The sequence below is a fragment of the Eximiradius proteiniborus genome (genome assembly GCF_058546985.1).
The window spans coordinates 2,385,194-2,410,481 of the sequence record NZ_CM178592.1 but is presented as its reverse complement, the minus strand read 5'-3'; the positions used below and the strand labels follow the sequence as shown (position 1 = coordinate 2,410,481).

The 25,288-nt window shown below is 36.2% G+C and carries 19 protein-coding genes and 1 tRNA gene; 8 read left to right on the top strand and 12 right to left on the bottom strand.

Translation table 11 applies throughout. The features are described 5' to 3' along the window. Nucleotides 1–12 precede the first annotated feature (12 nt). A complete protein-coding gene (locus ACY2LT_RS09835) occupies nucleotides 13–870 on the top strand; it encodes a CHAD domain-containing protein (RefSeq protein WP_491815447.1) in 858 nt (285 codons plus the stop codon). On the opposite strand, the gene ACY2LT_RS09830 is transcribed toward ACY2LT_RS09835, so the two are convergent. Genes ACY2LT_RS09830 through ACY2LT_RS09820 form a run of 3 tightly spaced genes read right to left on the bottom strand, consistent with a single transcriptional unit; the run spans nucleotide 850 to nucleotide 3,346 of the window. Beyond that, nucleotides 850–1,584 carry a hypothetical protein gene (locus ACY2LT_RS09830; RefSeq protein ID WP_491815446.1) on the bottom strand — a complete coding sequence of 245 codons (735 nt, stop codon included), beginning with the start codon at nucleotides 1,582–1,584 and terminating at the stop codon, nucleotides 850–852. The two genes, ACY2LT_RS09835 and ACY2LT_RS09830, sit on opposite strands and share 21 nt — an antisense overlap. After that, complete coding sequence (locus ACY2LT_RS09825) at nucleotides 1,584–2,765, bottom strand: anti-sigma factor family protein (protein ID WP_491815445.1); 1,182 nt, start codon at nucleotides 2,763–2,765, stop codon at nucleotides 1,584–1,586. The genes ACY2LT_RS09830 and ACY2LT_RS09825 overlap by 1 nt, the downstream gene beginning before the upstream one ends. Next, nucleotides 2,762–3,346 carry an RNA polymerase sigma factor gene (locus ACY2LT_RS09820; protein ID WP_491815444.1) on the bottom strand — a complete coding sequence of 195 codons (585 nt, stop codon included), beginning with the start codon at nucleotides 3,344–3,346 and terminating at the stop codon, nucleotides 2,762–2,764. Before ACY2LT_RS09820 ends, ACY2LT_RS09825 begins: the two co-directional genes overlap by 4 nt. A gap of 121 nt (nucleotides 3,347–3,467) precedes the next feature. Here ACY2LT_RS09820 and cysS point away from each other — a divergent pair, with 121 nt between their 5' ends. After that, a complete protein-coding gene (cysS, locus tag ACY2LT_RS09815; RefSeq protein WP_491815443.1) occupies nucleotides 3,468–4,934 on the top strand; it encodes a cysteine--tRNA ligase in 1,467 nt (488 codons plus the stop codon). Here cysS and ACY2LT_RS09810 read toward each other — a convergent pair. Together ACY2LT_RS09810 and speB are read right to left on the bottom strand one after the other, a co-directional pair. Continuing rightward, the gene (locus ACY2LT_RS09810; RefSeq protein ID WP_491815442.1) at nucleotides 4,931–6,892 is read right to left on the bottom strand and encodes a monovalent cation:proton antiporter family protein; all 1,962 of its coding nucleotides are present in this window, start codon (nucleotides 6,890–6,892) and stop codon (nucleotides 4,931–4,933) included. The two genes, cysS and ACY2LT_RS09810, sit on opposite strands and share 4 nt — an antisense overlap. A 2-nt stretch (nucleotides 6,893–6,894) precedes the next feature. Next, nucleotides 6,895–7,788: an agmatinase gene (gene speB, locus ACY2LT_RS09805; RefSeq protein ID WP_491815441.1), complete on the bottom strand. Its 894-nt coding sequence runs from the start codon at nucleotides 7,786–7,788 to the stop codon at nucleotides 6,895–6,897. A 143-nt stretch (nucleotides 7,789–7,931) separates the two neighbouring features. Between speB and ACY2LT_RS09800 the strand changes: the two genes are divergently transcribed. Further along, nucleotides 7,932–8,711 carry a hypothetical protein gene (locus ACY2LT_RS09800; protein WP_491815440.1) on the top strand — a complete coding sequence of 260 codons (780 nt, stop codon included), beginning with the start codon at nucleotides 7,932–7,934 and terminating at the stop codon, nucleotides 8,709–8,711. Between the two features lie 79 nt (nucleotides 8,712–8,790). Next, nucleotides 8,791–8,864: transfer RNA gene (locus ACY2LT_RS09795), tRNA-Ile, on the top strand. A gap of 219 nt (nucleotides 8,865–9,083) precedes the next feature. On the opposite strand, the gene pckA is transcribed toward ACY2LT_RS09795, so the two are convergent. The 4 genes from pckA to ACY2LT_RS09775 form a co-directional block, all read right to left on the bottom strand. Continuing rightward, on the bottom strand, nucleotides 9,084–10,739 hold the full coding sequence (gene pckA, locus ACY2LT_RS09790; RefSeq protein WP_491815439.1) for a phosphoenolpyruvate carboxykinase (ATP): 1,656 nt from the start codon (nucleotides 10,737–10,739) through the stop codon (nucleotides 9,084–9,086). Continuing rightward, the gene (locus ACY2LT_RS09785) at nucleotides 10,736–11,953 is read right to left on the bottom strand and encodes a pyridoxal phosphate-dependent aminotransferase (RefSeq protein ID WP_491815437.1); all 1,218 of its coding nucleotides are present in this window, start codon (nucleotides 11,951–11,953) and stop codon (nucleotides 10,736–10,738) included. The genes pckA and ACY2LT_RS09785 overlap by 4 nt, the downstream gene beginning before the upstream one ends. 291 nt (nucleotides 11,954–12,244) lie before the next feature. Continuing rightward, nucleotides 12,245–14,269 (bottom strand): beta-helix domain-containing protein, encoded by a 2,025-nt coding sequence (locus ACY2LT_RS09780; protein ID WP_491815436.1) that lies wholly within the window; start codon nucleotides 14,267–14,269, stop codon nucleotides 12,245–12,247. Between the two features lie 34 nt (nucleotides 14,270–14,303). Continuing rightward, nucleotides 14,304–17,189 carry a TonB-dependent receptor gene (locus tag ACY2LT_RS09775; RefSeq protein ID WP_491815435.1) on the bottom strand — a complete coding sequence of 962 codons (2,886 nt, stop codon included), beginning with the start codon at nucleotides 17,187–17,189 and terminating at the stop codon, nucleotides 14,304–14,306. 242 nt (nucleotides 17,190–17,431) lie between these two features. On the opposite strand from ACY2LT_RS09775, the gene mrdA reads away from it, so the two are divergent. The 4 genes from mrdA to dapF are packed head-to-tail and all read left to right on the top strand — an operon-like array spanning nucleotide 17,432 to nucleotide 22,968. After that, nucleotides 17,432–19,327 carry a penicillin-binding protein 2 gene (mrdA, locus tag ACY2LT_RS09770; RefSeq protein ID WP_491815434.1) on the top strand — a complete coding sequence of 632 codons (1,896 nt, stop codon included), beginning with the start codon at nucleotides 17,432–17,434 and terminating at the stop codon, nucleotides 19,325–19,327. Nucleotides 19,328–19,347: 20 nt separating this feature from the next. Next, nucleotides 19,348–21,300: a T9SS type A sorting domain-containing protein gene (locus ACY2LT_RS09765; protein ID WP_491815433.1), complete on the top strand. Its 1,953-nt coding sequence runs from the start codon at nucleotides 19,348–19,350 to the stop codon at nucleotides 21,298–21,300. 1 nt (nucleotide 21,301) lies between these two features. Next, complete coding sequence (locus ACY2LT_RS09760; RefSeq protein ID WP_491815432.1) at nucleotides 21,302–22,105, top strand: inositol monophosphatase family protein; 804 nt, start codon at nucleotides 21,302–21,304, stop codon at nucleotides 22,103–22,105. Beyond that, the gene (gene dapF / locus ACY2LT_RS09755) at nucleotides 22,102–22,968 is read left to right on the top strand and encodes a diaminopimelate epimerase (RefSeq protein ID WP_491815431.1); all 867 of its coding nucleotides are present in this window, start codon (nucleotides 22,102–22,104) and stop codon (nucleotides 22,966–22,968) included. The genes ACY2LT_RS09760 and dapF overlap by 4 nt, the downstream gene beginning before the upstream one ends. Here the strand turns inward: dapF and ACY2LT_RS09750 are convergent. From ACY2LT_RS09750 to ACY2LT_RS09740, 3 genes are read right to left on the bottom strand one after another with little or no spacing between them, the layout of a single operon-like run. Continuing rightward, nucleotides 22,940–23,968 carry a threonine aldolase family protein gene (locus ACY2LT_RS09750; RefSeq protein WP_491815430.1) on the bottom strand — a complete coding sequence of 343 codons (1,029 nt, stop codon included), beginning with the start codon at nucleotides 23,966–23,968 and terminating at the stop codon, nucleotides 22,940–22,942. The genes dapF and ACY2LT_RS09750 overlap by 29 nt on opposite strands. A gap of 1 nt (nucleotide 23,969) precedes the next feature. Further along, entirely contained in the window at nucleotides 23,970–24,509 is a 540-nt protein-coding gene (locus ACY2LT_RS09745) for a hypothetical protein (protein ID WP_491815429.1), read from the bottom strand. 10 nt (nucleotides 24,510–24,519) lie between these two features. Next, nucleotides 24,520–25,275: a diacylglycerol/polyprenol kinase family protein gene (locus ACY2LT_RS09740; RefSeq protein WP_491815428.1), complete on the bottom strand. Its 756-nt coding sequence runs from the start codon at nucleotides 25,273–25,275 to the stop codon at nucleotides 24,520–24,522. Nucleotides 25,276–25,288: the final 13 nt, after the last annotated feature.

Here is a 25,288-nt window from a genome sequence, read left to right as displayed (position 1 = left end):
GTTTGAACAATTATGAAAATTGAAGATACAATATTTATTGATGAAGTTCAAAAAAGATATGAATTATTGACTGATACTTATATTAGTCTATACAATAGTGCTTTGAAAAAATTTAAGAATGATACAATTCATGATTTGCGGGTATGTTCAAGAAGAATAATTACATTGGTAGAATTTATTTTGAGTAAAGTTAATTCAACCTATGGCTTGAATTTAGTAAAAATATTGAAATTCTATTTCAAGAAACTTTCCAAACTCAGAGACATTCAAATATTGATAGAGAATCACAAAGCAAAGGCAATAAGCAATGAATATTGGTTGTTGTTCATTAATTATTTAAATAAGAATGAGAAAAGAATAATCAAGAAGTTGCAGCCGTTATTTACTCAGGAAAATTTAACGGAAATAGAAGGATTATTCTTCTTTTTTGAATTGGAGTTGCGAAATGCTCTAAAAAATGTGATAATTTCGGCTGAAGATTTAATTGGTGCAATTGACGAAAAGTATAAGCAAGCAATGAATAAATTTAAAAATATTGATATAGCGAAAATTGAGACAATTCATAAATTTCGAATTAAGTTCAAGAAATTCCGCTATTTATATGAATTCTTGCAACAAATTGTTACTGAGAATAGTATTTCGAGTAAAGAATTGGGGAAATATCAAACATTGCTTGGAGATATACAGGATAGCGAAATACTAAATAACTGCATATTAGTATATTTAAAAAAGAGTGAGAAATACAACCAAGCCAGCAAGTTGCTATCGGATGCAGCTGGGATTAAAACAGAGGCAGTTTTAAAATTTATTGAAAAGAAAGACGATGTCTATAAATTTTGGGAAATAAAGTCAAATGCCGTTCCCAACTAATTTGGAAATATTATCTACGACAGCACCGTTATTTACTTCAAAGCTAAAGATAAAATTCGCCTCGTATTTCTTTAATGCAGTAGGACGGAAACTCACAATAAGTTGCCGAGGAGTGCCATTTGCCGGGATAGAAATAGGAAAGCTTTTGGGGCTTAGATTTTCAATTTTAAAAACAGAAGAATCACCAATAATTGAGAAATTATCAATAAATACTTCATTCGAAGAAAAATTGTAGAGATTAAGAGTGCTTAGTTTCATTGACCCCACCTGAACATTCCCAAAATCTAAATCAGAGGAAAAAATATGTGGGACTCGGTAATGAGTAAGCAAAAATGGGCGGAAATATTCCCGAAAGAACAAAGTATCCGTAAAATATCCAAACTTAGATGGATTGATTGTAAAAACAATGCTATCATTTGATAGCGGAGATAGATTAAGAGTAACTGGATTATTGAACTGATAGTTGTTTTTATTACCTTTGATTATTATTTCTTTAAGCAACAGATATTTATTAGAAAAATTTTCAACTTTTAATGAAATGGATGCACTTTTCCCAAACAAGAGATCATCTAAATCAACATTATCCGGAATAATTGCAAAAATTGAATCGCCGTTTTTGCGTAAGTCCAAAATCTCACGATTCGCTTGAATATCAATTGGGCTATCGCAAGCATAAATAGCAAAAGCAAGCAATATAAACAGCAGAATTGACATCAGAATTTAATTGATAGTCCTCCGGATAATCCACTTTTCAGAGATGAATACCATTTATTCTGGAACTCATAGAACAGCCCAGTATTTTCTAAACCAACAAAAGCATAGATTTTGTTGGATAAGTAATACTTACCTCCAATAATAATTTTAGAAACAGGTCCGATACGAGTTCCGCCAATCATCCCACGAACAAAAGGGCTAACAGATTTGTAATCTTCGAAAGTGTATTGATAGGATGCCCCTGCCCAAAAAGCAGTGTAGTTTTGTTTTATCAACGAAGGGAATTCATCTAAATAGCCTTTGAATTTCTGCACAAAGTCTTCTTGTCCGAGTTCTATCGCAACAGAATTTTTGGTGTCAAGATCATAGATAATTGCAAAACCAAAATTATTTAGAATTGGTTCGCTAATAGGCTTAACGTTAGTATTCACAAAGTTTTTAGCTTCGAAAAAACGGATTTGCATCGAAAGCTTATCTAAAAATTCGGTTTTTGTAAATGCATTTTCGAGAATCTGTGAAAAACGCTTATTGTTGTTGAACAACAAGTTAGAATTGGGCTCGACAAAATTACTTATGTCAATAAAAAATACATTATTATCAGCGGGTAGATTTGCACCTTCTTCATCAACTTTTGATAGTTCTCTCAATTGAGATGGAACAGGATTGAAGTTTCTCAGAGGAACTGATGTTACTTGTGAACTATTGAATTTAGTAAGATGTTTGGGTAGCACTTTATCATCCACACTAAAAGAGCCCGTTTGAGGAATTTCTTTTGGTAAATCAAATTTCGCAGGAGTTGACGCAAGAGTGGTATTATCTTGCGACTGTTTATTATCAAAGAATTGATAATAAACGAAAGGAATAAGTAGAAGCAAAAGCGAAGACAAAATCAAAGTTAATCTTTTATTAAGCAACTTCGAATAAAATGTTTTAGGAACATCAGGTGCTACGGCAGAAGTAGCCCCGATAGCAGCAAAAATATTTTGTTTCAAAGTCTCTGGTGGCGATAAGAGAGACTTTTTCAAAGTTTGAGAGATAATGATTTGCTGTCGCATCTCTTCCTGCAATTGAGGACTTGACGCCATTGTAAGAAACAGGCTTTCGCGTTCGGAGGCGTCAAGTTCACCATCGAGGAAGGCGACAATTTTTTCAGAATAATTAATATTTAGAAAGTCATTCATTTTATTTTACCAATTTTGTTTTTTTCATTTTCGTTTAAAAAAGGTGCCAAAAATTCTCTCAGTTTGTTTTTAGCACGAAAGATACGTATTCGAACAACCGGCATAGAAACACCGAGAATATCGGCAATTTCCTGATAAGAAAAGTCCATAAACTCGCGCAATACCAAAACTTCCCGGTATTTTTCGGGAAGAGCATCTAATCCGATATCAACAAGCTCGTTAATTTCTTTATTTTCATAAGATTTGTCGTAATAAGCGAAGTTAAAATTAGAAATATCCAGATGTGTTGAATTTTTTGATTTTTTTTCGTTAAGGCACAGATTTCTTGCAGTTTTTATCAAGAAGCCAATTACGTTGGTCATATTTTTGGATTTTTTTGAAAATTCATAGAAACGAATAAATGTTTCTTGAAAAATGTCGTCCGAAGCTGGTGAGTTATTTAAAATTTTTCTTATATAAGTATAGATTTTCGATGAATATCTATTGTATAATTCTTCGAAAGCAAGAAACGAGAGTTTGTCTTCTTTTGCCATCAGCAAAAAAAGTTGCTCATCTTTAATATTTTTTAAATCACTATTCATTTAATAGAAAAACAATCGAACAGCATAAAAGTAACAAAAAAATTTCACAAAATTTCAAACTAATAATTCATAAAAAATTGCTAATTTTATTGAATGTTAAATATTTTTCGAATAATTAATAATGGAAATCAGGTTATATAATTCATTAACAAAAAAAGTAGAAAAATTTGCACCAATCAAAGACAATGAAGTAAGGATGTATTCTTGCGGTCCAACAGTTTATAATTACGCACATATAGGCAATATGAGAGCATTTTTATTTGCAGATTTTCTGCAAAGGGTATTAAGAGTTGTGGGTGGATATAAGATGCGATGGGTGATGAATATAACAGACATAGATGATAAAACGATACGCGATAGTCAGGTTGGTTCTCGAGAGTGGAAGAACGAAATGGGCGAACAAACAGAAGATCCTAAAGAAAATTTAAGAAAATTCACGGATTATTATTTGAATGCATTTATTGAGGATATTTCGAGGTTAGGCATAAAAAAAGAGCACTTTTATTCTATGCCAAGAGCGACGGAATATATTGATGCTATGCAAGAATTGATATTGAAAATAATTAAAAATGGCTTTGCTTATATTTCAGAAGGCTCTGTATATTTTGATGTTTCTGCCTGGCGAAAAGTTGATGTTTATGGGAAACTATATAAAATTGATTTTGATAATTTCAAAAGCGGATATAGAATTGATACTGATCAATACGAAAGAGAGCAAGCAAGCGATTTTGTTTTGTGGAAAGCACACAAAGAAGGCGAACCGTACTGGGATTTTTACATAGATGGGACAAACTATCCGGGACGTCCCGGCTGGCATATCGAATGTTCGTCTATGGAGTATGAGTTATTAGGGTTGCCATTTGACATACATACAGGTGGAGTTGATTTAAAATTCCCGCATCACGAGGATGAAATTGCACAAAGCAAGGCTGGATATAGCATTGAACCGACAGCGTTTTGGTGCCATAATGAATTTTTAGAAGTAGAAGGCGAAAAGATGAGCAAATCGCTTGGGAATTTCTTTACTCTCAGAGACTTAATAGGCAAAGGGTTAGACCCAATAGATATTCGTTTTGCAATGCTATCGGCACATTATTCATCAAAATATAATTTTACTTTTGATGGAATAAGTGCAGGCAGGAAAGCAAGATTGAAGGTACAGGAATATATTTACGAATTATGGGAGAAAACTGCTGGGATTGCGGATGAAAAAGTTGAAGGCTTAGCCCTTGAATTGCAGAATAGAATATTTACAGAGCTTGCAAATGATTTGCATTCTCCGAAAGCATTAGCAGCGTTGTTTTCGTTCATTAATGAAAACGAGGTTGATAAAATCAGTGTGGAAGATGCAAGAAAATTATTAACTGTTATGTCGCAATTAAATGAAATTTATGAAGCTTGGGAAATATCTGAACGAAAAGAAATTAAAGAAGAAATTCCACAAGAAGTGCTAAAATTAGCTGAAGATAGATTAATGGCGAAAAAAGCGAAGGATTTTAAGCGAGCCGATGAAATCAGGAACAAAATATTAGAAATGGGATATTCGATAAAAGACACAAAAGAAGGTTACGAAATATCAAAAGGCTAACTAATCACCTTTCTTACTATTTCGATATTCTCAACGCTACCGAATAACAGAATAATATCCCCCGATTGAAGGCGGAAATCAGGCGGGGGATTTATTATAACTTCCGAGGAACGCTGAACAGCGATAATAGCTGTTGAGTATTTGCCGCGTAAATCAGATTCGAGCAAAGATTTGCCGTCAAGGAAAGAATTTTTGTTTACTTTTGTTGCATAAGTTCGATGGTTGCTTAACTTAGAAAGAAACACCTTATGTTTGATGGATTTTTTGATATTTCTAAACAGTTCATATCTATTTCCACGAATATAATTAGCGAATTTTTCAATATCTTCGGAAGGGACATTAAAGATATGCAAAACGCGGGAAAAAATTTCAATGGAAGTTTCAAATTCTTCCGGAATAACTTCATCAACACCCAGAGAATAAAGAGGCTCCATTTCTCTGTCGTAGCGAGTTCTAATAATCAGATAAACATTTGGGTTCATTCTTTTGACAGACTTAGCGATTGCACGTTCAGCAATGGGGTCAGGGATAGTTGAGACGACGATTTTGGCAGTAGCTATACCAGCTTTGGAAAGAATAAGTTCGCGAGTTGCGTCACCAAAGATGATTCTTTCTCCTTTTTTGGATTCTTCTCTGACGGTTACGGGATTCATTTCAATAACAGAATAAGGGATATTAGCAAACTTAGCAGCGGCGGCTAAGTTTCTTCCGTTTAGTCCGAACCCAATTATTATAAGGTGATTAGTAAGATTGAAAATATTGTGGGTTTCATTATCGATGGATTTATCTTTTTTATATTTCTCTGAAAAATTATTAATCAGAAGCATTCCGAGTTCAATCATAATAGGATTAATTGTAATAGAAAGAACAGTTGTAGCAAGAAAAAGCTGGTGAGTGAAATCATCGATAAGACCGAATGAAATACCAGTAATTGCCAAAACGAATGCAAATTCCCCAATCTGAGCGACTGTCAAGCCGGTTAGAACAGATGCCCGAATGCTTTTGGTAAGCAAGTAAGATGGGACAAATGCAGAAATGAACTTAATTGTAATTAACAAAAACAGTGCTAAAAGAACAATGCCATAATTATGAAGAAGAAAGTTTATATCAAGAAGCATTCCGACAGAAACGAAGAAAAAGCTTGCATAAACTTCTTTGAAGGGTTCAATGTTTGATAATGCTTCTTCGCTATATTCAGTTTCAGAAATGACAAGACCGGCAATAAATCCACCAAGTGCGAGAGAAATTCCGATTAAAGAAGAAATCCATACTGTAATAATGCAAATAGACAAGATGACAAGGATAAACAGTTCTTTGATACGAGTTTTAGCAATATGAAAAATCAAATTTGGCATTATATATTTGACAGAAACGAAGATAAAACCGACAATAAACAAAGTTTTTCCCAAAAGGATAATAATTTCTTCCTCAATTTTTATTTCTCCACCTACAAGAAGCGGAATGAACAAAAACATTGGCAAAATTGCCAAATCCTGGAAAATTGAAATAGACAAAGAAAGCCTTCCCGACGGGCTATCGGTGCCTAAACGGTGAGAAATAATTTTCATCACCAAAGCAGTGGAGCTAAGAGCAATTAAAAAACCAATAAAAATTGCCTGATTAAGGTTAAAATTCAAAAAAGAAGAGAGAAAAACAGACAATGCAATTGCAATACCAACTTGCAATCCACCACCAACGAACACATTCCGTTTGATAGCAAAAAGCTTAGTTAAGGAAAATTCTATACCAACAGAAAACAGAATTAATATAACACCTACTTCTGCAATAAGTTGCACCTGAGACAAATCAGAGATAAGCTTCAATCCAAAAGGACCGATAAGCATACCTGTGAGCAGAAAACCAACGATTGAAGGTAATTTGAGCTTATGGAACAAAAAAACAACGAAAATCGAAGTGCTAATAATAATTAATAAGTCTTTTAAAAGATGGTGTTCCATAGCTAAAATTTCAAATAGTGCATTAATTTATAAACCAAGCTGGCAGTGGTAAGGTCGGGGTGGTGCAATCCATCGATCGGAGCCAGTTCAACAACATCAAAGCCGATGATTTTCTTGTTTTGCTTTTGCATTTCGTAGAAAATATCTAATACTTCAGCATAGAAAAGTCCGTTGGGTTCGGGAGTGCCTGTTGATGGCATAAGAGAAGGGTCGAAACAATCGACATCGAATGTAACATAAACGTTTTCTGAAAGGGTGTCGGCAACAGCTTTCTGCCAATTATCACCCCAGATTTTTCTACGAATTTGCCAAGAGTAGAAAGTATTAATATTATTTTGTTTGATAAAATCGGCTTCTTCGATACATTGGGCACGAATACCAACCTGAGTAATATTATTAGTGCCAAAAAATTCCACAACCCGATGCATAAAAGAAGCGTGAGAGTATGGATTATCTTCATAATTTTCGCGTAAATCTGAATGAGCATCGAAATGCAAAATCGACATATCTGGATATTTTTTGAAGTGCGATTTTATAGGAGCAGTAGAAATTGTGTGTTCGCCACCAAGAGTAACCACAAATTTGCCATCAGCAAGGAGTTGATCAACGGTTTGTTCAATCAAATCCAATGCTTCTTTGTCGTATTTTCCATTAAATTCAATTGGGTAAAGCGTTGCAATACCTTTATCAAAGCAAAGCTGACTGTTAAATTCCTCATCATAAAATTCGACATAGTGAGAAGCAGCAATAATGGCTTCGGGTCCGAGAGAGGTGCCTTGTCCGTAGCTTGTAGTATGTTCGTAAGGCACTGGGAGAACAACAATTTGAGAGTTGTCATAAGATGAGAAATCTTCTTCAATTGCAAGGAAATTTTCAGAAATATTCTTAGTTTTCATATCTATTTGCCAATTTATACAAAATTATATTAACGAAAATGAAGTCTTTATCATTTATTTAATAAATTAATTCAGTAGTTAATTCGTTAAAGATTTTATTTAATTCGTTAAAGATATGACAAATAAATTAATCTGAGGGAAAAATGAAAAAAGTATTATTTTTATTATTATTTGTATTATTAGCTACTTCAAGCATATTAGCGCAAGATGACGAGTTGGATAATTATTCATTCGAAACTGAGCCATTGAAAAGCGAAAGCAATCCTTATTTTTCGGTCGGAGCTGGTTATCAGCTTACTTTTTTGACGCTAAATTATGATGAACTCAACAAATATGTTGCTGATAAGCTTGGTTTAGATGAGTTTAGCGGAATATTCACGTTAGGCGGGGTGCATGGATTTACAGGGTTAGTTGTTATCCCAAACACCCGACTTGGCTTTTATGGAGTAAGTGGGAGCAAAATTTCGGAAAAAGAAAATTCTTCTACAAATTTGAAAAGAACTGCTGAACTAAAAGTGGCAATTAACGGTTTTTCGATTGATTATGGAATAGTGCCAATAAAAAGTCTGGCTGTGCTTCCGGGTGTTAATTTTGGGTGGGGAAATTATATTCTTGAAACGACAGAGACGCCCACTACAATTGACTGGAAAGACGTTGATAACATTATAGTTGGCTCAGCTAAAATGAACAGAATTGAAAACAAATTTATGATGGTTCAGCCACAATTGAGTATTGAATATGCGGTTACCAATTTCGCAATGATACGTGCAAATGTTCATTATAACCTGACTTTTGATAATCCATTGGTAGATAAAAAATGGACATTTAATAAAGATGCAGAACTGAAAAATACGCCAAATAATATGAATAGTAATGGATTAGGATTGCAGATAGGCATATACTTAGGATTGTTTAATTATTAATTTGTATTTTATTGATTTTTTATTATTTTTGTAGTCTATGAAATATCTATATAACGAGATTTCATAGGTAAAAATAAGGGGGCCTGTAGCTCAATTGGTTAGAGCGCCGGACTCATAATCCGTCGGTTGGGGGTTCAAGTCCCTCCAGGCCCACAAAAAGAAACTGCCTCGAAACGGCAGTTTTTTTGTTTAAGTATGAAGTAAATAAAGATGTTGTTGATTTTCCCACTTCTGAAATAAATTCTATTATCAGTTGAAACACATTACATTTCTATAAAAGAATTAGAAATATTTAGAATTACTATTAACTCAGATTAAATAAAAATGGCTGTCCAATATCAATGGACAGCCATAGAAATATATAAGAGTGGATTAATAGTTTCGAACGATGCGTTGAGGACCAGCTTTTTTGACTTCATCGGGGCAACCGCTTTCGAACAATTTGAAGTTTTCGATATAGCGAGCAGCAAGAGCATCGTATTTGCTCCAGTATTCGTCTTTATTGCCCCAAGCGTTAGATGGTTCGAGCACATCATCGGGAACGCCCGGACAGGTAAGTGGAACGCGGAAACCGAAAACTTTATCAGTTCTGTATTCAACATTATCGAGCAAACCGTCTAAAGCAGCATTAAGCATATTACGGGTATGGCGAATACTAATACGTTTGCCAACACCAAATTTTCCGCCAACCCAACCGGTATTAACAAGCCAGCAACGAGTGCCGTGTTTTTCCATTTTGCTACGCAACAAATTAGCATAATAGAATGGATGATGAACCATAAAAGGTGCGCCGAAGCAGGCACTGAAAGTAATTTCTGGTTCGATACCAAGCCCGATTTCTGTTCCAGCAATTTTGGAAGTGTAGCCACTGATGAAATGATACATAGCCTGGTTCATATCGAGACGAGCAATTGGAGGGAGCACACCAGTTGCATCGCAAGTAAGGAATATCACGTCTTTTGGATGAGTACGTGACATCTTTTCAGGCAGAGAGTTAGGAATAAAGTCGAGCGGATACGATGCACGAGTATTTTCAGTAAGCATATCATCGTCCAAATCAATTTTGCGAGAAGCCGGGTCGTAGATAACATTTTCCAGAATAGTTCCAAAGCGGCGAGTACATGAATAGATTTCCGGCTCGTGTTCGGCAGAAAGGCGAATAACTTTTGCATAGCAACCCCCTTCGAAATTGAAAACGCCTTCGTCGCTCCACCCGTGTTCGTCGTCGCCAATAAGCTTACGGCGAGGGTCGGCAGAAAGAGTTGTCTTACCAGTACCTGAAAGCCCGAAGAACAGAGCTACACCACCATCATTTCCAACATTTGCTGAGCAGTGCATAGCCATAACATTTTCGAGTGGTTTAAGGAAATTCATAACTGTAAAGATAGTTTTCTTAATTTCGCCGCCATACATACTGCCAGCGACAATAGCCATACGTTTTGCAAAATTAATTACCATAGCGGTTTCGGTTCGTGTGCCATCAATTTTGGGGTCGGCTTTGAATGATGGAGCAGCAAACAGTGTGAATTCAGGAACGTGGTTCTTTAAAGCATCGCGATTTTCGATCGGAATAAACATATTGCGAGCAAAAAGGCTTTGCCAAGCATATTCAGTAACTATTCTAATTGGCATACGATAATTTGGGTCGGCTCCGACGTAGCAATCCTGAACAAAGAGCTCTTCGCCCTGCCAATATGCCAACAAGCGAGTGAGCAAAGAATTGAAATTTTCTTGGGTAACCGGACGATTATATACACCCCACCAAATTTTATCACGAGTAAGTTCTTCATCAACGATAAATTTATCGTTGGCAGCGCGAGCAGTCCATTTACCAGTGTTTACCACAAGAGCACCGCCAGAAGTAAGATGACCCTCGCCACGAAAGACAGCTTCTTCGATGAGAGCAGGAGTTGGCAAATTCCAATAAACTCTATCTAAATGCTGAAGTCCGTGGTTAGCAAGTTTGAAATCGCTTGCATATTCACGTGCGTGTTTGGAGGCTGGAGTTGGAAATTCTAAATATTTCATAGCCAATCCCTCACTAATTTACGTTCACCAATATAAAGTTCGTTAGGTGAGTTCGGGTCTAAAGCCCATTTAATGCGTTCAATACCTTCTGTAATATCTTTAATAGTTCCGCAAGTGGAGAGTCGCAAGAAACCATCCATACCGAATTCAATACCGGGAACAGTCAGGACGCGAACTTTTTCGAGAAGGAATTCGCTAAGCTTGCGGGAATCTTTTTCGTAATGGCTAAAATCAGCAAAGCAATAGAAAGTGCCATCGGGCTTATAAGCACGAACACCCTCAAAAGCATTTAATCGTTCCATCATCACATTGCGATTATTTTCAAGTGTTCGGCGAAGGTTTTCAACACCTGATTGAGTTCCATTCAAAGCACCAACTGCAGCTTTTTGAAGCACAACGCTTGGACCGGAAGTTTGGTGTCCCTGTATGTTAGTCATAACACGAATTAGGTTTTTATTAGCGACAGCCCATCCGATACGGAAACCGGTCATAGAATATTGCTTGCTAATACCATTGATAAGGATTAATTTGGAGTTTTCACCCAAATCTTTAGCATATTCATAGCAATTAATTGGTTTACGTCCGTCGAAAATCAAGCGATGATAAATATCATCCATAATCAAATAGAGATTGCGTTTTTCGCAGAATTCAACGATATCGCGGATAAAATCTTCTGAATACATTGCTCCGGTTGGATTGTTCGGGCTATTTATGATAACACATTTAGTGTAGGAAGTAACAACCCGTTCAATATCCTGCATTCTTGGATAAAAACTTCCATCTTCCGGATATACCGGGACAGGCACTGCACCAATTAGTTTGCACATTTCAGGATAAGAAACCCAGTAAGGAGCCGGGAAGATACATTCTTCCTGAGGGTTAAGTATTGCCTGGAGAGCAACCATAATGGCTTGCTTAGCACCGCCGGAGATAATGACGTTTTCGGGTTCAACCTTTCTATCGTAGAAATCCTGAGTATATCTAATAACAGCTTGTTTGAGTTCGGGAATTCCATCGGCAGGGGTGTAACGAACTTCTGCACTATTTAGCAAAGAAACAGCTTGAAGAATCGCATCGAGCGGTGCTTTGGTTTTGGGCTCACCACCACCAAGATGAATTACGGGCTCACCTTTTGCCCGAAGAACAGCAGCGATTTCGTTAAGTCGAAGGGTGGCTGATTCTGAAATTGATTTTCCTATTAAACTAATACTCATAAAAAAATACTCCAATAAATTATATAAATAAAGTTATTATGAATTAGGGAATATTGTCAAACAGTTAAAAAACGCTAATTAAGCAGTATCAGAAGAGATAAACTTTAGAGGAAGCGAATATTTGAAGCGAAATATATTCATAAAATTCAATTCGTTATATAAATCACATTTATAAAAAAGCAAATATTATAATTTTCAATGAAAAAAAAAAATGAAATTCAGCAAAATAGATTGCTGATAATAAAAAAAGCCCGATTTTTCAACCGGGCTTCTGAAAAAAGGTGTGAAATGTTATTTCACAACCGGGATATTTATTGTGTAAATGCCTTTAGCAGTTACAATTTGAAGGTAGTAAACACCAGTAGAAAGTTGAGAGGAATTGAGCATAAACTGATGAGTGCCAGCATTTTGGAATTGATTTTCAAAGAAAATTGATTTTACTGAACCTGTAGCATCAACAATGCGGACTGTGGTATTGCCACTTTCAGGCAAAACGTAAGTAACAACTGTATAATCATTTGCAGGAAGAGGAGCAGCTTCGGCTTTGAATTGTGGGACTAAAGTTGTAGAATAATCATCATTAATACTTGTATAAACTTTATTTACAGGAGAGTATTCTGCCCAAGGTAAGTCCCAGCGTTCAGTATTGAAAGCACCACGATATGAAACTTTATCGAAGTATGGGTCATTTAGAGTAGTAGCGGCATTCGAAGCAGCCCAATTAGCATTATTAAGATAGTCTGCATTGGTTTCTGGAAGTGGGTTAAATACAGCAGTTGTTCCAGGGAAAGCACCGGGCACTTTTGCATAAGCGGCAACCGGACCGGCTTGATTTATAAATCTATTTCCGTATTCTGTTTTAGCAAGCCAATTAGCATCAACATTTCCTTGCGGATTAGTGCCACTACCAAAATAGAAGAATTTATTGTTTTTAATTCCATAGAAATCATTAAAACGAACCATAATTGAATCATTCGAAGCAGCAAGAACGGTATTGTTATTAGTAAGTTCGACACCAGCATTATAGCCCATAATAACCGAATTAACAAGGTTCATACGGCTATTGCGGCGAATTTGAACAGCTGTGAGATGTTTGGAATGGTATTTATTAGCACCTGTTCCGACTGTCCAACTTGTATCAGCCAGAGGACCGACAACAGTAATATTTGAGAAAATCGGGTTAGTGTAAGGAGTATTATACGACGATTTGGAATCGTTATCACTTTCAAAAGCTTCGGAGTTTGATTGGTCTGCAATATCTGGGAAACGAACAATAAGAGAGTGTTGCACTTTACCACGGAAGCCATTATCAGTATCCATATCATCGTCAATAGTATTATAGGAAATCAAATATTTAGCATTAACAGTTCCACCGAACCATTCGAAAGCATCGTCGCCAGCATATGAAACCATAACGTGGCTAATAACAGTGCGGCGACCGACACCACCCAGTGTAAGCGAATTTAGTTCGTTATCAGGAGATTCTGCAATACCAGCAAATTCAATGCGAACATATTGAACAACACCACTTGAATCGTTATCGTCGGCAACTCCGCCAATTGGACCATATTTTACATCTAAACCACCTTCGATGGCTGCTTCGCCGAGATTAGTAGAAGCTTTACCAGCAATGATAAGCCCACCCCAATCACCACGGTCGCGATTACCGGGAGCAAATCCGGAGGTCATCACGATAGGTTTTGAAGGTGTTCCTTTGGCGTAGATTTTACCACCGCGTTTAACAACTATTGCTGAAACATCATTAGGGTCGCCAAGAATAATTGTTCCTGGCTCTATTCTTAAAGTAGCACCATCTTCAACATAAAGAACTTTTTTCAATTGATAAATTTTTGAAGCACTTAAAGTAATTGTATTAGTTAAGCTTCCACCAATAAGTGAGTCTGCAGTTGCTGGAGGAGGAGTATATACATTGATAGGACCTTGAATTCCATAGAGGTTTTCATTATCTACTTCGTTCATTTTAATCCATACCTGAGGTTTTCTTGGTAAAGTAATAACAGTTCTGCCCGAAGCAGCGTTTGCATTACTACTTGCAACATCTTTATAAGATTTAGCATTCTTTGCAAGAGCTAATAAATTCCAAGGACCATTTGGACTTTCGGACCATTTAAATTCGAAAGTTTTTCCCCAGGTACGTTCACCTGACTTGGTTAAAGTATCCCAGGATACAGTAATTGTTTGACCTACGCGGTAAGTTGAATTTGCTTTTGGATCTTTGATAGTCAAAGAAGGTTCAGCAGCATTCAACGCATAGGCAAAAAGAAAAGCAACTGCAAGAAATAAAGCATTTTTCATCAGATAATCCTTATTAAGTGAACAAAAATATATATTAGAGCTTATATCCTATTCCAAATGAGAAAGAACGACCTTTGTTAGTTGAAAGAACATTGTGTCCCATTTGTTTCCAAGTTATGTTCTCGTTAAGAATATCCTTAGCAACAAATTTTATATCAAGAGTGTTGAAAATTGTTTGTGAAATAGATAAATCGATAACATTTCTCGGCATTTCGTAAACGTGTGGGTCGCTAACAGGATAACGAGTAATATCAGCAACCTGAATAATTCTTTTACCAGCAATATTATAGCTTGTATTGACAGAGGTTCCCAATTCAGGATGGAAATAGAACAAGCCTATATTCAAAGAATACGGTGATTGCCCCCACATAGTTCGGCGATCTTCAGCATTATTTTGTCTGACTGTAATATCAGAATTAATAAGAGCGAAATTGAAATTAAGCGAGAAATAGCGAGTCCAGTCCGAAACGAATCCAAGATTTTTACGAACTTCGAGTTCTGCACCATAATTAGTAGCGAGCCCGTTAGCATTAGCAAAAGTTCGTTTATAGTTGCTTGAAGTACCGATAACAGATTCTTCGATAGCATTTTTGAAAGATTTATAGAAAAGCGAAACTGAAATGACTTCTCCGGGATTTGGGAACATTTCCCAACGCAGATCGAAATTTCTGATAAGCGAGCGTTTCAAATTCGGATTGCCAGCTACGTCGCCCTGGAAATAGAAGTCGTAGAAAATAAACGGAGCGTATTCACGCAAAGATGGACGAGTAAGGGTTTGACTTGCCGAGAGCCGCAAATTCATTGTATTAGTGAGCTGATATATTAAATTGAAAGAAGGAAGAATATCTACGTAACTTTCATCAACAAAAGTTGAGTCGGTGTTGTTGGAAGCAATTGGGTATAGACTCATAAGTTTCTGATTGCTACTTTCAATGCGAGCACCAGTGATTACTCTTAATTTATTGCCAGCAATTTCGAATGGGATATCTACCATAAGATAGCCAGCAAGGAGGTTTTCATTTGCTTTGTATGAATCGGTTGGTTTAGTTTCTTCGCCAATACCAAGACGAGACGGCTGGAAATTATCAGGATTTGAGAAAATCTCTTCAGGTTCGAGCAGAAAATCGTTATTGTAGAAGTCCTCGTCGCCCCAATTTGGAACGATGTAATTAAAATCATCATCATAATAGTACTTCATCATCAAAGTACCTTTGTTAATCACGAGCGAGCGGACATTGAAATCACGTTTTTTGTTTTCGAAGAGCAATCCAGTTTTTAATTTTAGTGTGCTAACAGGCAATGAAAAGTTCAAAGCACCGGAGAAAGCATCTTCATTAAGATTCGAGAAGAACCTACCAGCTTGATAGCCATTTCCACTTAAGTCGTATATATCAATATGCCAAGGATTATCTTCGTTAGCTTTGGAATAGCGAACACGTTTGAAATCGGGCTCGTCTCGTTTGGAGTTGGAATATCCAAATTTCCAGTCTAAAAATGAATTATTCAAAAACGATAAATTATGTTCACCTGTTAATTGAGTAGCAAATAAAGTCTTTTGAACAAACTGGAAACCATATTGACGAGTGATAACCTGATCTTTTCTACCAAGCATAATTGTAGTTTCATCATCAGAAGAATTATTATAAGTGTTTTTTATCGAAAATGTATTGTTGTCGTCTAATTTTAAAGCGAAGTTGAACATACCGCCTAAATTTGTTGAAAAAGTGGAGACTGTGCCACGGTTGAAATTATATACATTACCACTACTTTCTAAAGTAGCACGGAAAATTTCATCATAAGAGTATGAATTGCCATATAGTGCATTAGCGATAATACCAATTTCAGAATTGCCAATACGATAAATATCAGAGTAAGACATATTGATTGAGCCATTGAGAGGCGCTTTGATGGTATCGCGTTTCCAAGATTTGTGATTTAATGAACGGCTGATTTCAACCCATTCGTTTTGAGCTTGTTTGAGAACATTTTCGTCGTCAGAGCGAAGACGGGTAAAGAGATTTCTCATATCCTGCGGTGATTTAGGGAAATTTTTGGGTAGTTCCCGTGTTCCATCGTCAAAACCAAGCCAATCTCTTTTACCACCGTTGTAAGTAATAAATTTTCTATTGAAAGTAAGGTTATCGGTCATTGAAGTGCCGAAGCTAACTTTAAAGCTACGTGAAGATGGAAAATCGACAGTGTTAAGCTGAACCAAACCACCTGCAAAGTTTCCGGGTAAATCAGGAGTGAAGGATTTAGCAACATTAGCATTTTGGAGGAAATCTGCAGGGAACATATCGAACGAAAATGCTTTTTTATCGGGTTCGGTAGTTGCCAAAGCAGTTCCATTAAGAGTAGTATTATTATAACGTTCGCTTACACCACGGACATAGACAAATTTATCACCAACGAGAGTAACGCCGGAAACACGTCTTAAAGATTGACCGGCATCACCATCAGGTGTTCTTTTGATTTCTTCAATACTAATTCCATCGCTAACTTGAGATGAGTTTTTACGTTGAGCGAGAATAGCGGCTTCATTGTTCAACTCGCGACGAGCTTCAATGACAACTTCGTCGGTTTTCTTGATAGCAGAGGAAAGAACAATATTGAGAATATAATTTTGATTTTCTTTAAGTTCAATATTTTCGATAGTTTTTGTATTGTATCCAATGTAGCTTACTTGAATAGAATAAACACCTGCTGGCAAGTTCAAAATTCTGTATTCACCTTTAGTATCTGTGTAGGCTCCAATTTTTTTCCCAAGGATTAGAACCGAGGCACGACGGAGCACATCTCCGCTTTCTTCATCAATAACTTTACCAGAAATAGAAGCCTTAGACTGAGCCAAAAGAGAAGACGAAAGGCACACAATCATCAAAAGTGAAAACAACAATATTTTTTTAATAAAATAATACATAATTTAAAACTCCTCCGGTTGTGATTTTTTTATAAATACCTTTTTTCAGATAGGCAAAATTGCCTTTTTAAAATGAAGTCATAATAAACGGAAAGTTAATAATGAGTGAACTTGTGGCGAATATGGAAATGCTTGAAATATAATCTGTTTCAGAAAAACAGTTAATTTTATGTTAATAATCCAAAAAGAATATTTTGTAGTAAAATTTTAGTATTTTTGTAGTAGTATTAATAATATAGTTAATGATGAAGAGTTCGATAAATATCTCAGAAAGTTTTGGCAGTGGTTCAATCAGGAAAGTATTTAAATTAGCAATAATTTTTGCTGCCGGAATGTTTATTTTCAGGTTGGCTCAACTGCAATTGCTTCAAGGTAGCAAATATTTAGACGTTAGTCAAACGCAAGCAATCAAGCAGATTAGGATTGCCCCGTTCAGAGGAAATATGTTCGACAGGAATGGATTATTGATTGTGCATAATGAACCTTCATTTTCAATTACTATCACCCCATACGAATTCGATAGAGATCTTATTCCCTATTTGTCGAAACTAATAGGAATTAGCGAAGAAGAAATTATCAGCACACTTGAAAAGAATAAAAACTACTCACCTTTTGAGCCAGTAAAAATAATGAAAGATGCACCTTTCGAAGTAGTAAGCAAAATTGAAGAAAACAGCGATGAGTTACCGGGTGTTGAAGTGATAATTGAACCAAAGCGTCTATATGAATTCGAAGGGAATATGGCTCACCTACTTGGATATACACGAGAAGTTACACGCGGACAATTGGAAAAGCACAGATACTTGCGTCCGGGAGATATTATCGGGCAATCCGGCATTGAACAAACATACGATCCATTTTTGAGAGGACGGCAAGGAATACAATTTGTTGCTGTAAACAAGTTCGGACAGAGAGTAGCAAGTTTCGATAATGGAAAACAAGATATTCCCCCAAACAACGGATTTGACTTATACACAACATTAGATATAAAATTACAAGAGCTTGCAGAGAAATTATTAGAAGGCAAGCGAGGAGCAGTAGTTGCACTTGATCCTCAGAATGGAGAAATATTAGCTCTTGCAAGCAAACCTGATTACGACCCAAGAGCTTTCAGTGGGCGTGTTCCTGCCGATTTATACAAACAGTTATCAGAAGATCCCTGGAGTCCTCTATTGCATAGAGCGATACAATCACAATATCCACCAGGTTCGACCTGGAAAATGCTTGTAGCCATTGCAGCACTGAACGAAGGAATAGTCAATGAAAATACAACGATATATTGTCCCGGCAGCTTTACTTTTGGCAACAGGTCGTATAAATGCCATGGAGCACATGGAGCAGTAAATGTTCGCAGTGCAATAAAAGCTTCGTGCAATGTGTATTTCTATCAGTTAGGTCTGAAAATCGGAATGGAAAACTTAGAAAAATATGGTAAAATGTTCGGATTTGGACAAAAGACATTTATTGATTTGCCGAATGAAAAGTCGGGACGACTTCCAACAGTGGAGTGGTTAGAAAAAGTATATGGGAAAGGTGGAGCATCTGCGGGAAGACTTGTCAATTTTGGCATTGGTCAGGGAGAAATACTTGTTACACCACTTCAAATGGCAGCATACACGGCAGCAATTGCAAACGAAGGCACATATTATCAACCTCATCTTGTGAGAGCTATCTCGAATAACATTTCAAATAAGATTGAACCAGTAGCTTTTTCATCAAGAAAACTACCAATTGACAAAAAAATATTCAAGATTATTAAGGATGGAATGTTTGACGTTGTGAACGCACCGGGAGGAACAGCTTCGTATGCGAGGATGTCTACGGTTGAAGTATGTGGAAAAACAGGAACTGCACAAAATCCGCACGGGAAAGACCATGCCTGGTTTGTTTGCTTTGCACCAAAGGAAAATCCCCGAATAGTGCTTGCTGTATTAGCTGAAAATTCCGGATTTGGAGGAGCGGTTGCCGCACCAATTGCTAAACAGCTGCTCGAAGCATTTTTCCATCCTGAAACATTCGATAAGAATAAGATTTACGTTCCAAAAGATCCATCCCAGGAGGACAGTATTCCTGGTGAGGATACTGAAGTGGAAAGTGAGTTTCGCCAAGCAGCCTTGCATGAAGATATTAATCATTAGCAATAATAATAGGTGTTCATATGAAAAATATTTATTTATTTTCTTTATGTTTGTTGTTATTTAGCTTTGGTAGTGCACTTTCGCAAAAATATGCACAACCGGAAAGTGTTGTTTACGATCAGAAACGTGATTGCTATTATATTTCTAATGTTGGAGTGCAGGGTGTTTATGATGGTCAAATTATCAAACGCAGTTCTAATGGAACTCTGGAATATTTAATTGCAGTCAATCAGCTGCAAGATCCGAAAGGAATGTATATAGTAGGAGATACTCTTTTCGTTGCAGACAACTACAAGTTGTATTACATCAATTTAACATCCCGAACAATAGTTGGTTCGACACCACTTGGACTGACTAACCTTTTTTTAAACGATATTGTTGCTGATGAAAAAGGCTATATATACATTTCAGATACTTATCAAGCCAATATTTTTAAAGTAAAAGCAAGCAAACCAGACGAATTTGAGCAATTATCTTTTTTAGGACAGATGTCCAATGCAAACGGGATGGTACTCGATAAAGAAAACAATAGAATACTGATTGTTTCTTATCAACCAAATGCTTTGATTTATGCGTTAAGTTTGGAAACGTTTCAGATTTCAGTAATCCGTAATTCGAGCTTGAGTTATTTAGATGGAATAGCAAGAGACAAAGAAGGAAATTACTATGTATCTGCTTGGGGAAATAATAATTTGGGTGGTATATACAAATATGACAGAAATCTAACAGAGCCACCGACACTTGTTTATGGACCATTGAACGGACCAGCGGATATATTAATCGACACAATAAACAACATTCTTGCAATCCCTGAAATGGGTGCAAGTAAAGTTCATTTCATTAGTTTGAGCAATGAAATTCAGTCGCCGAACCTATTATTCCCACCGAATAATAGTAATGGTTTTGGCAGAAGTGTAGAATTAAGATTTTCAAAAGTATTCGAAGCGATTCGCTATGAAGTGCAAATAAGCAACGATGAAAACTTTTCAAATATTGTATTCGCAAAAGAAGTGAATGATACGCTATTGTCAGTTGAGTTAGAGCAAGTATCGACAAAATATTATTGGCGGGTAAAAGCTATTTCCCTTACTGAACAAAGCGACTGGAGTGAAGTGTGGAATTTTACGAGTGCTGCAAATTTCTATGAAAAGCCAATACTATTGCAACCGACAAACGGGAATTTGAAAACTCCTCGTCAGCCTACATTTGTTTGGACAAAATCAAATCAGGCTTTATATAAGCTCCAGATTTGGACAAACGAAAAAGCTCAGGGAAATCCAATTATTGAAATAGGAAATATCACAGATACAACATATAAATTAAGTGTAAATCTTGAACTTCAAAATACTTATTATTGGAGAGTGATGGCATATTCTGGATATGTAAATAGCGGATGGAGCGAAATGTATATGTTCAATGTCAGCGAACAAGCACCCTCTGCCCCATTATTATACAGTCCTGAAAATGAAGCGACAAACATTTCACTCACTCCCCAATTCGTCTGGCAGAAAACAGATGCGGCAAACTATCGTATTCAAATAAGCAAAACTTCAAATTTCAACAGTATAGTACTTGATATTACTGAGCTTACAGATACAACTTACACTCCAACTGAGCAATTGGAAGAAAACACACGCTATTGGTGGAGAGTGCGCGCCTACACTGGTTCGCAAGGAAGATGGTCGCCGGTTTATTCATTTACTACACTGAATTTATCGACAGTCAATGAAAAAGACAATATGAGATTAAAGATTTATCCAAATCCAGCTAATAACTACATTAACATAGAATCGGACGAGGAAATTTCTCAAGTTACGATTATTAATAGCGTAGGTCAGTTGGTTGGGCAATACAACATAAATGAAGAAAAAACGTTTAGAATTTATGTTGATAGTATTAGTTCGGGTAACTATTACATATTATTTAAATTGAAAAATAATGATTATCTAAAAAAATTAATAATCGAAAAGTAATATGATTGAAAAAATAAGGTCAATCGCTATTGAAGCCGCTTATGAAGCAGGGAAAATACTCAAAGAAGGCTACGGTAAGAACATAAAAATCGGGTCGAAAAGTGGAGTAAATGATTTAGTAACTGAATATGATATTAAATCAGAAAAAAAGATAATTGAAATACTATCATCGGAATTTCCCGGTAGCAATTTTCTTTGTGAAGAAAGCGGAAAATCGGATAAAACAGAAAGCCCGATCAGGTGGATAATAGACCCATTGGATGGAACGGTCAATTATGCTCATAAAGTCCCAATTTTTAGTGCAAGTATTGCAGCAGAGCTCGATGGAGAAATTGTAGCAGGAGTAGTTTATCAACCAATGTTGGACGAATTGTTTGTTGCAGTAAAAGGGCAAGGGGCGTTACTAAATGGCGAAAGGATTTTTGTAACAAATTGTGATGATATAAATCGGTCGTATCTTGTTACCGGATTTCCATATAATGTTGGAGAAAATCCGGGTAATTGCATAGAGGTCTTTGTTGATATAGTTCAGCTTGGAATACCGGTCCGTCGTCTTGGTTCGGCAGCATTAGATCTGGCGTATGTAGCGGGCGGACGTTTTGATGGTTTCTGGGAAATTGATTTAAATCCCTGGGATGTTGCAGCAGGAATATTATTGGTTGAAGAAGCAGGCGGCAAGGTGTCTAATTTCGACAGAAGCCCATATAAATTAGGTGATAGAACAATATTGGCAACTAATGGATTGCTTCACATAAAAGCAAGCGAGTTAATAACAACTTGTTCACTTGAAAGGAGGAAAAGATGAACATAGCCGTAACTTATATGTCTGGCTCCGGAAATTTATTTACTGTGATAGATGGTAGAAATTATAACTTTTCGTTGAAGGAACTATCAAAACTTGCAAAATTTCTTTGTCATTCTAATCAATTTAACGGAGTGAGAACAGAAGGACTGATAGTAATTCAAAGCCCGAAAGATGATAAAGTAGATTTTGATGTAGATTTCTTTAATCCCGATGGTTCGAGCGGAATGATGTGCGGAAATGGTGGAAGATGTGCTATTTTTTATACAAATAAACATAAAATTACCGAGAACAAAGAACTTAAATTTAGATTTTCAGGAAAAATATATTCGGGAAGAATCAACGACAAAATAGAAATTGAATTCGAGCCACCAAAAGAAATTCGCCCTGTTAGTATTGATATTAATGGACGTAATTATAACGGGACTTTTGTCGATATTGGAACTGAGCATTTTGTATTGGAAATAAAGGCAAATACACCAGATAGTTTCTATAAATTAGACATCACAAATTTAGGTAAGTTCATCAGAAATCATAGTTATTTTGCTCCGAAAGGGACAAACGCTAATTTTTATCTTGAATGGAACGGGAAAATCTTACTGCGGACTTATGAACGCGGGGTTGAAGCAGAAACAGGAGCTTGCGGAACGGGCGCAATATCAACTGTATTAGCATATCAGAAAAATAATATTGCAAAAAGCATAACAGAAGTAATCCCAACTTCCAAAATACCAGTTTGGGTTGAAGTAGTTCGCAGCGGAGAGCAAATTGAAAAAATAATATTATCAGGACCTGCAGAAATAATAGGTTCGCAGGAAGTAATATTGCCTGATAACTTTATGGAGATTGAAGCACGAATTGGATAATATCGGCGGCGGTGCGTGCTTGTTCGGAAGTAATTTCTAAATAAAAGACAGCCCGAATAATTTGTCCATCGAAATGGCTTAGTAATAAGCCATTTTGTTTGCATTTATCAATGAAATCAAGAGGATTTACAGAAGAGGAAAGTTCGAATCGAACAATATTTGTCTGAATACGGGACATATCTACATTGATTTGTTCATTTGCCGAAATCAATGAAGCGAACAACCGAGCATTTTCGTGGTCTGTTTTAAGTCGCTTAAAATTATTTTCAAAAGCGTAAATACCGGCAGCGGCAAGAATACCAACCTGCCGCATACCTCCACCTAATATTTTTCTCCAATGGCGAGCTTTTTCTATATATTCAGCGTTCGACAAAATGAGCGAGCCAATAGGGGCTCCAAGCCCTTTCGATAGGCAAACAGAAATTGTGTCGAAATATTTAGCGTATGTAGCACCATCAATCCCAGTTTCAACAATTGCATTCCAAATCCGAGCCCCATCGAGATGAAGTTTGATATTATAAGAGTCAGCTAAATCGTGAAGTTTTTGAATATATTCGATTGGAGCAATGGTGCCACCGTGTCGGTTATGAGTGTTTTCCAGACAGATTACAGATGTTTTTGGGAAATAATATATATTTGGTCGGATAGCATTTTCTATTTGATTTAAATCTGGAAAACCGAATTGAGAACTGATTGTTTGAATTTGAACATTTGAAATAATTGCAGGGGCGGCGGTTTCGTGGTAAAAAATGTGAGCATCGGCATCAGCAATTATCTCGTCGCCTGGTGAGGTGAGCACTTTCAGACAAAGTTGATTGCTCATTGTGCCAGAAGGGACAAATAGAGCAGCCTCTTTACCGAAATAAGCAGCTATTTTCTCCTGAAGTAAATTGGTAGTTGTGTCTTCGCCATAGACGTCATCCCCGACTTCGGCACTGGCAATGGCTTGCCGCATTGCTTCATCGGGGCGAGTCAGAGTATCACTTCGCAAGTCAATCATCTTAACTTTCTTTGAATTTCTTCATAATTTCTTTTGCATTACCTTTTTTCTTGGGAACAAGAAGAACAGTTTTGGGTGATAGAGTATCAAGAGTTTGTCGCTTCATACTCGGGTAATAAACACCGGTAAAAATATGACCTTCAGAAATATAAGCTAAATTTTCACTTAAAATTGGACTACTGGAAAATCTTTTTTGTATCATTTCTTTCATTTGTTCCGGAATAGCAGTTGTATCGTTTGGATTATAAATATAGGCAATCAGAACATCAGGGGGCATGTGCGAATGGATTTCATCTTTTGGAATTTTACTATCTTTATATTTATCAATAATTCTTTTTTGCATTAATTCTTTCGAAATCTCAAAAATTTTAGAGCTATCGAGTTTATTAACAGCAACGAAAAGAAAAGTTGTATTGCCACCTTCATTTTCGTCGTAAATTTCATCAATAATTTCATATTTGAAGGATTTTTGGAAAAGAAAGAAAGCAGCAACAATAATAATCGCTAAAGGAACAAGAAAATATAATAATTTTTTTGGCATAAAACACCATTTATAGAATATGAAGAAAATCTTGTAAGTAAGGAGTTGCAAAAGTGCTAAAAGCGAGCATAATAATACCAATGCTCATAGGAACGACAAAATTATCATCCATTTTTAGTTTTTTAGAAGAGGCTTCAGCAAATCCACCCGCTATTGCACCAAGAGAGCCGGCGATAAAATAAGACACAGGAGCATTGAATGAAGTGCCGATGACGAATACAGCAGCTATAGCGGTTGTAATGAAGGCGATAGTCCCTTCCCACGATTTATTGAAAAGTTTATGGCGACCAAATTTTCTGCCGATAAGAGCTGCAGCAATATCCGATACAATTAAAATTGTGAATGCTGTAACAGCAATAATCTTTGGGAAAATCAGGATGGTAATTACAGCAGAAATAAGAACCCAAGAAGCACCATTAAGTAAAATTTTATTCTTTTTTCGTTCGTGTTTTCTTAGAATACCACCAAAAAGTTGCTTATAAATTTTACGTAAATACTCATTTTTTTTAGTAGAAATATCAATAGTAACCATAACAACAGCGAGAAAGAACAAAATTACAATTGCTGTTTTCCTCTCGACAAAAATATAACCAATTGGTATAGACAATGAACATAAATGAATTAGCTTACGAACAACTTCTTGATGATAAGGTATTTGTTTTTTTTCTTTTTTATCAATTTTCAAATCAATCCCATTGCCATTCCGGGATTTTTCGATAAGTAACTGATTATCCAAATTATTTTCAAGTTGTTTCGTTGTATTCATAATTGAAATTAAT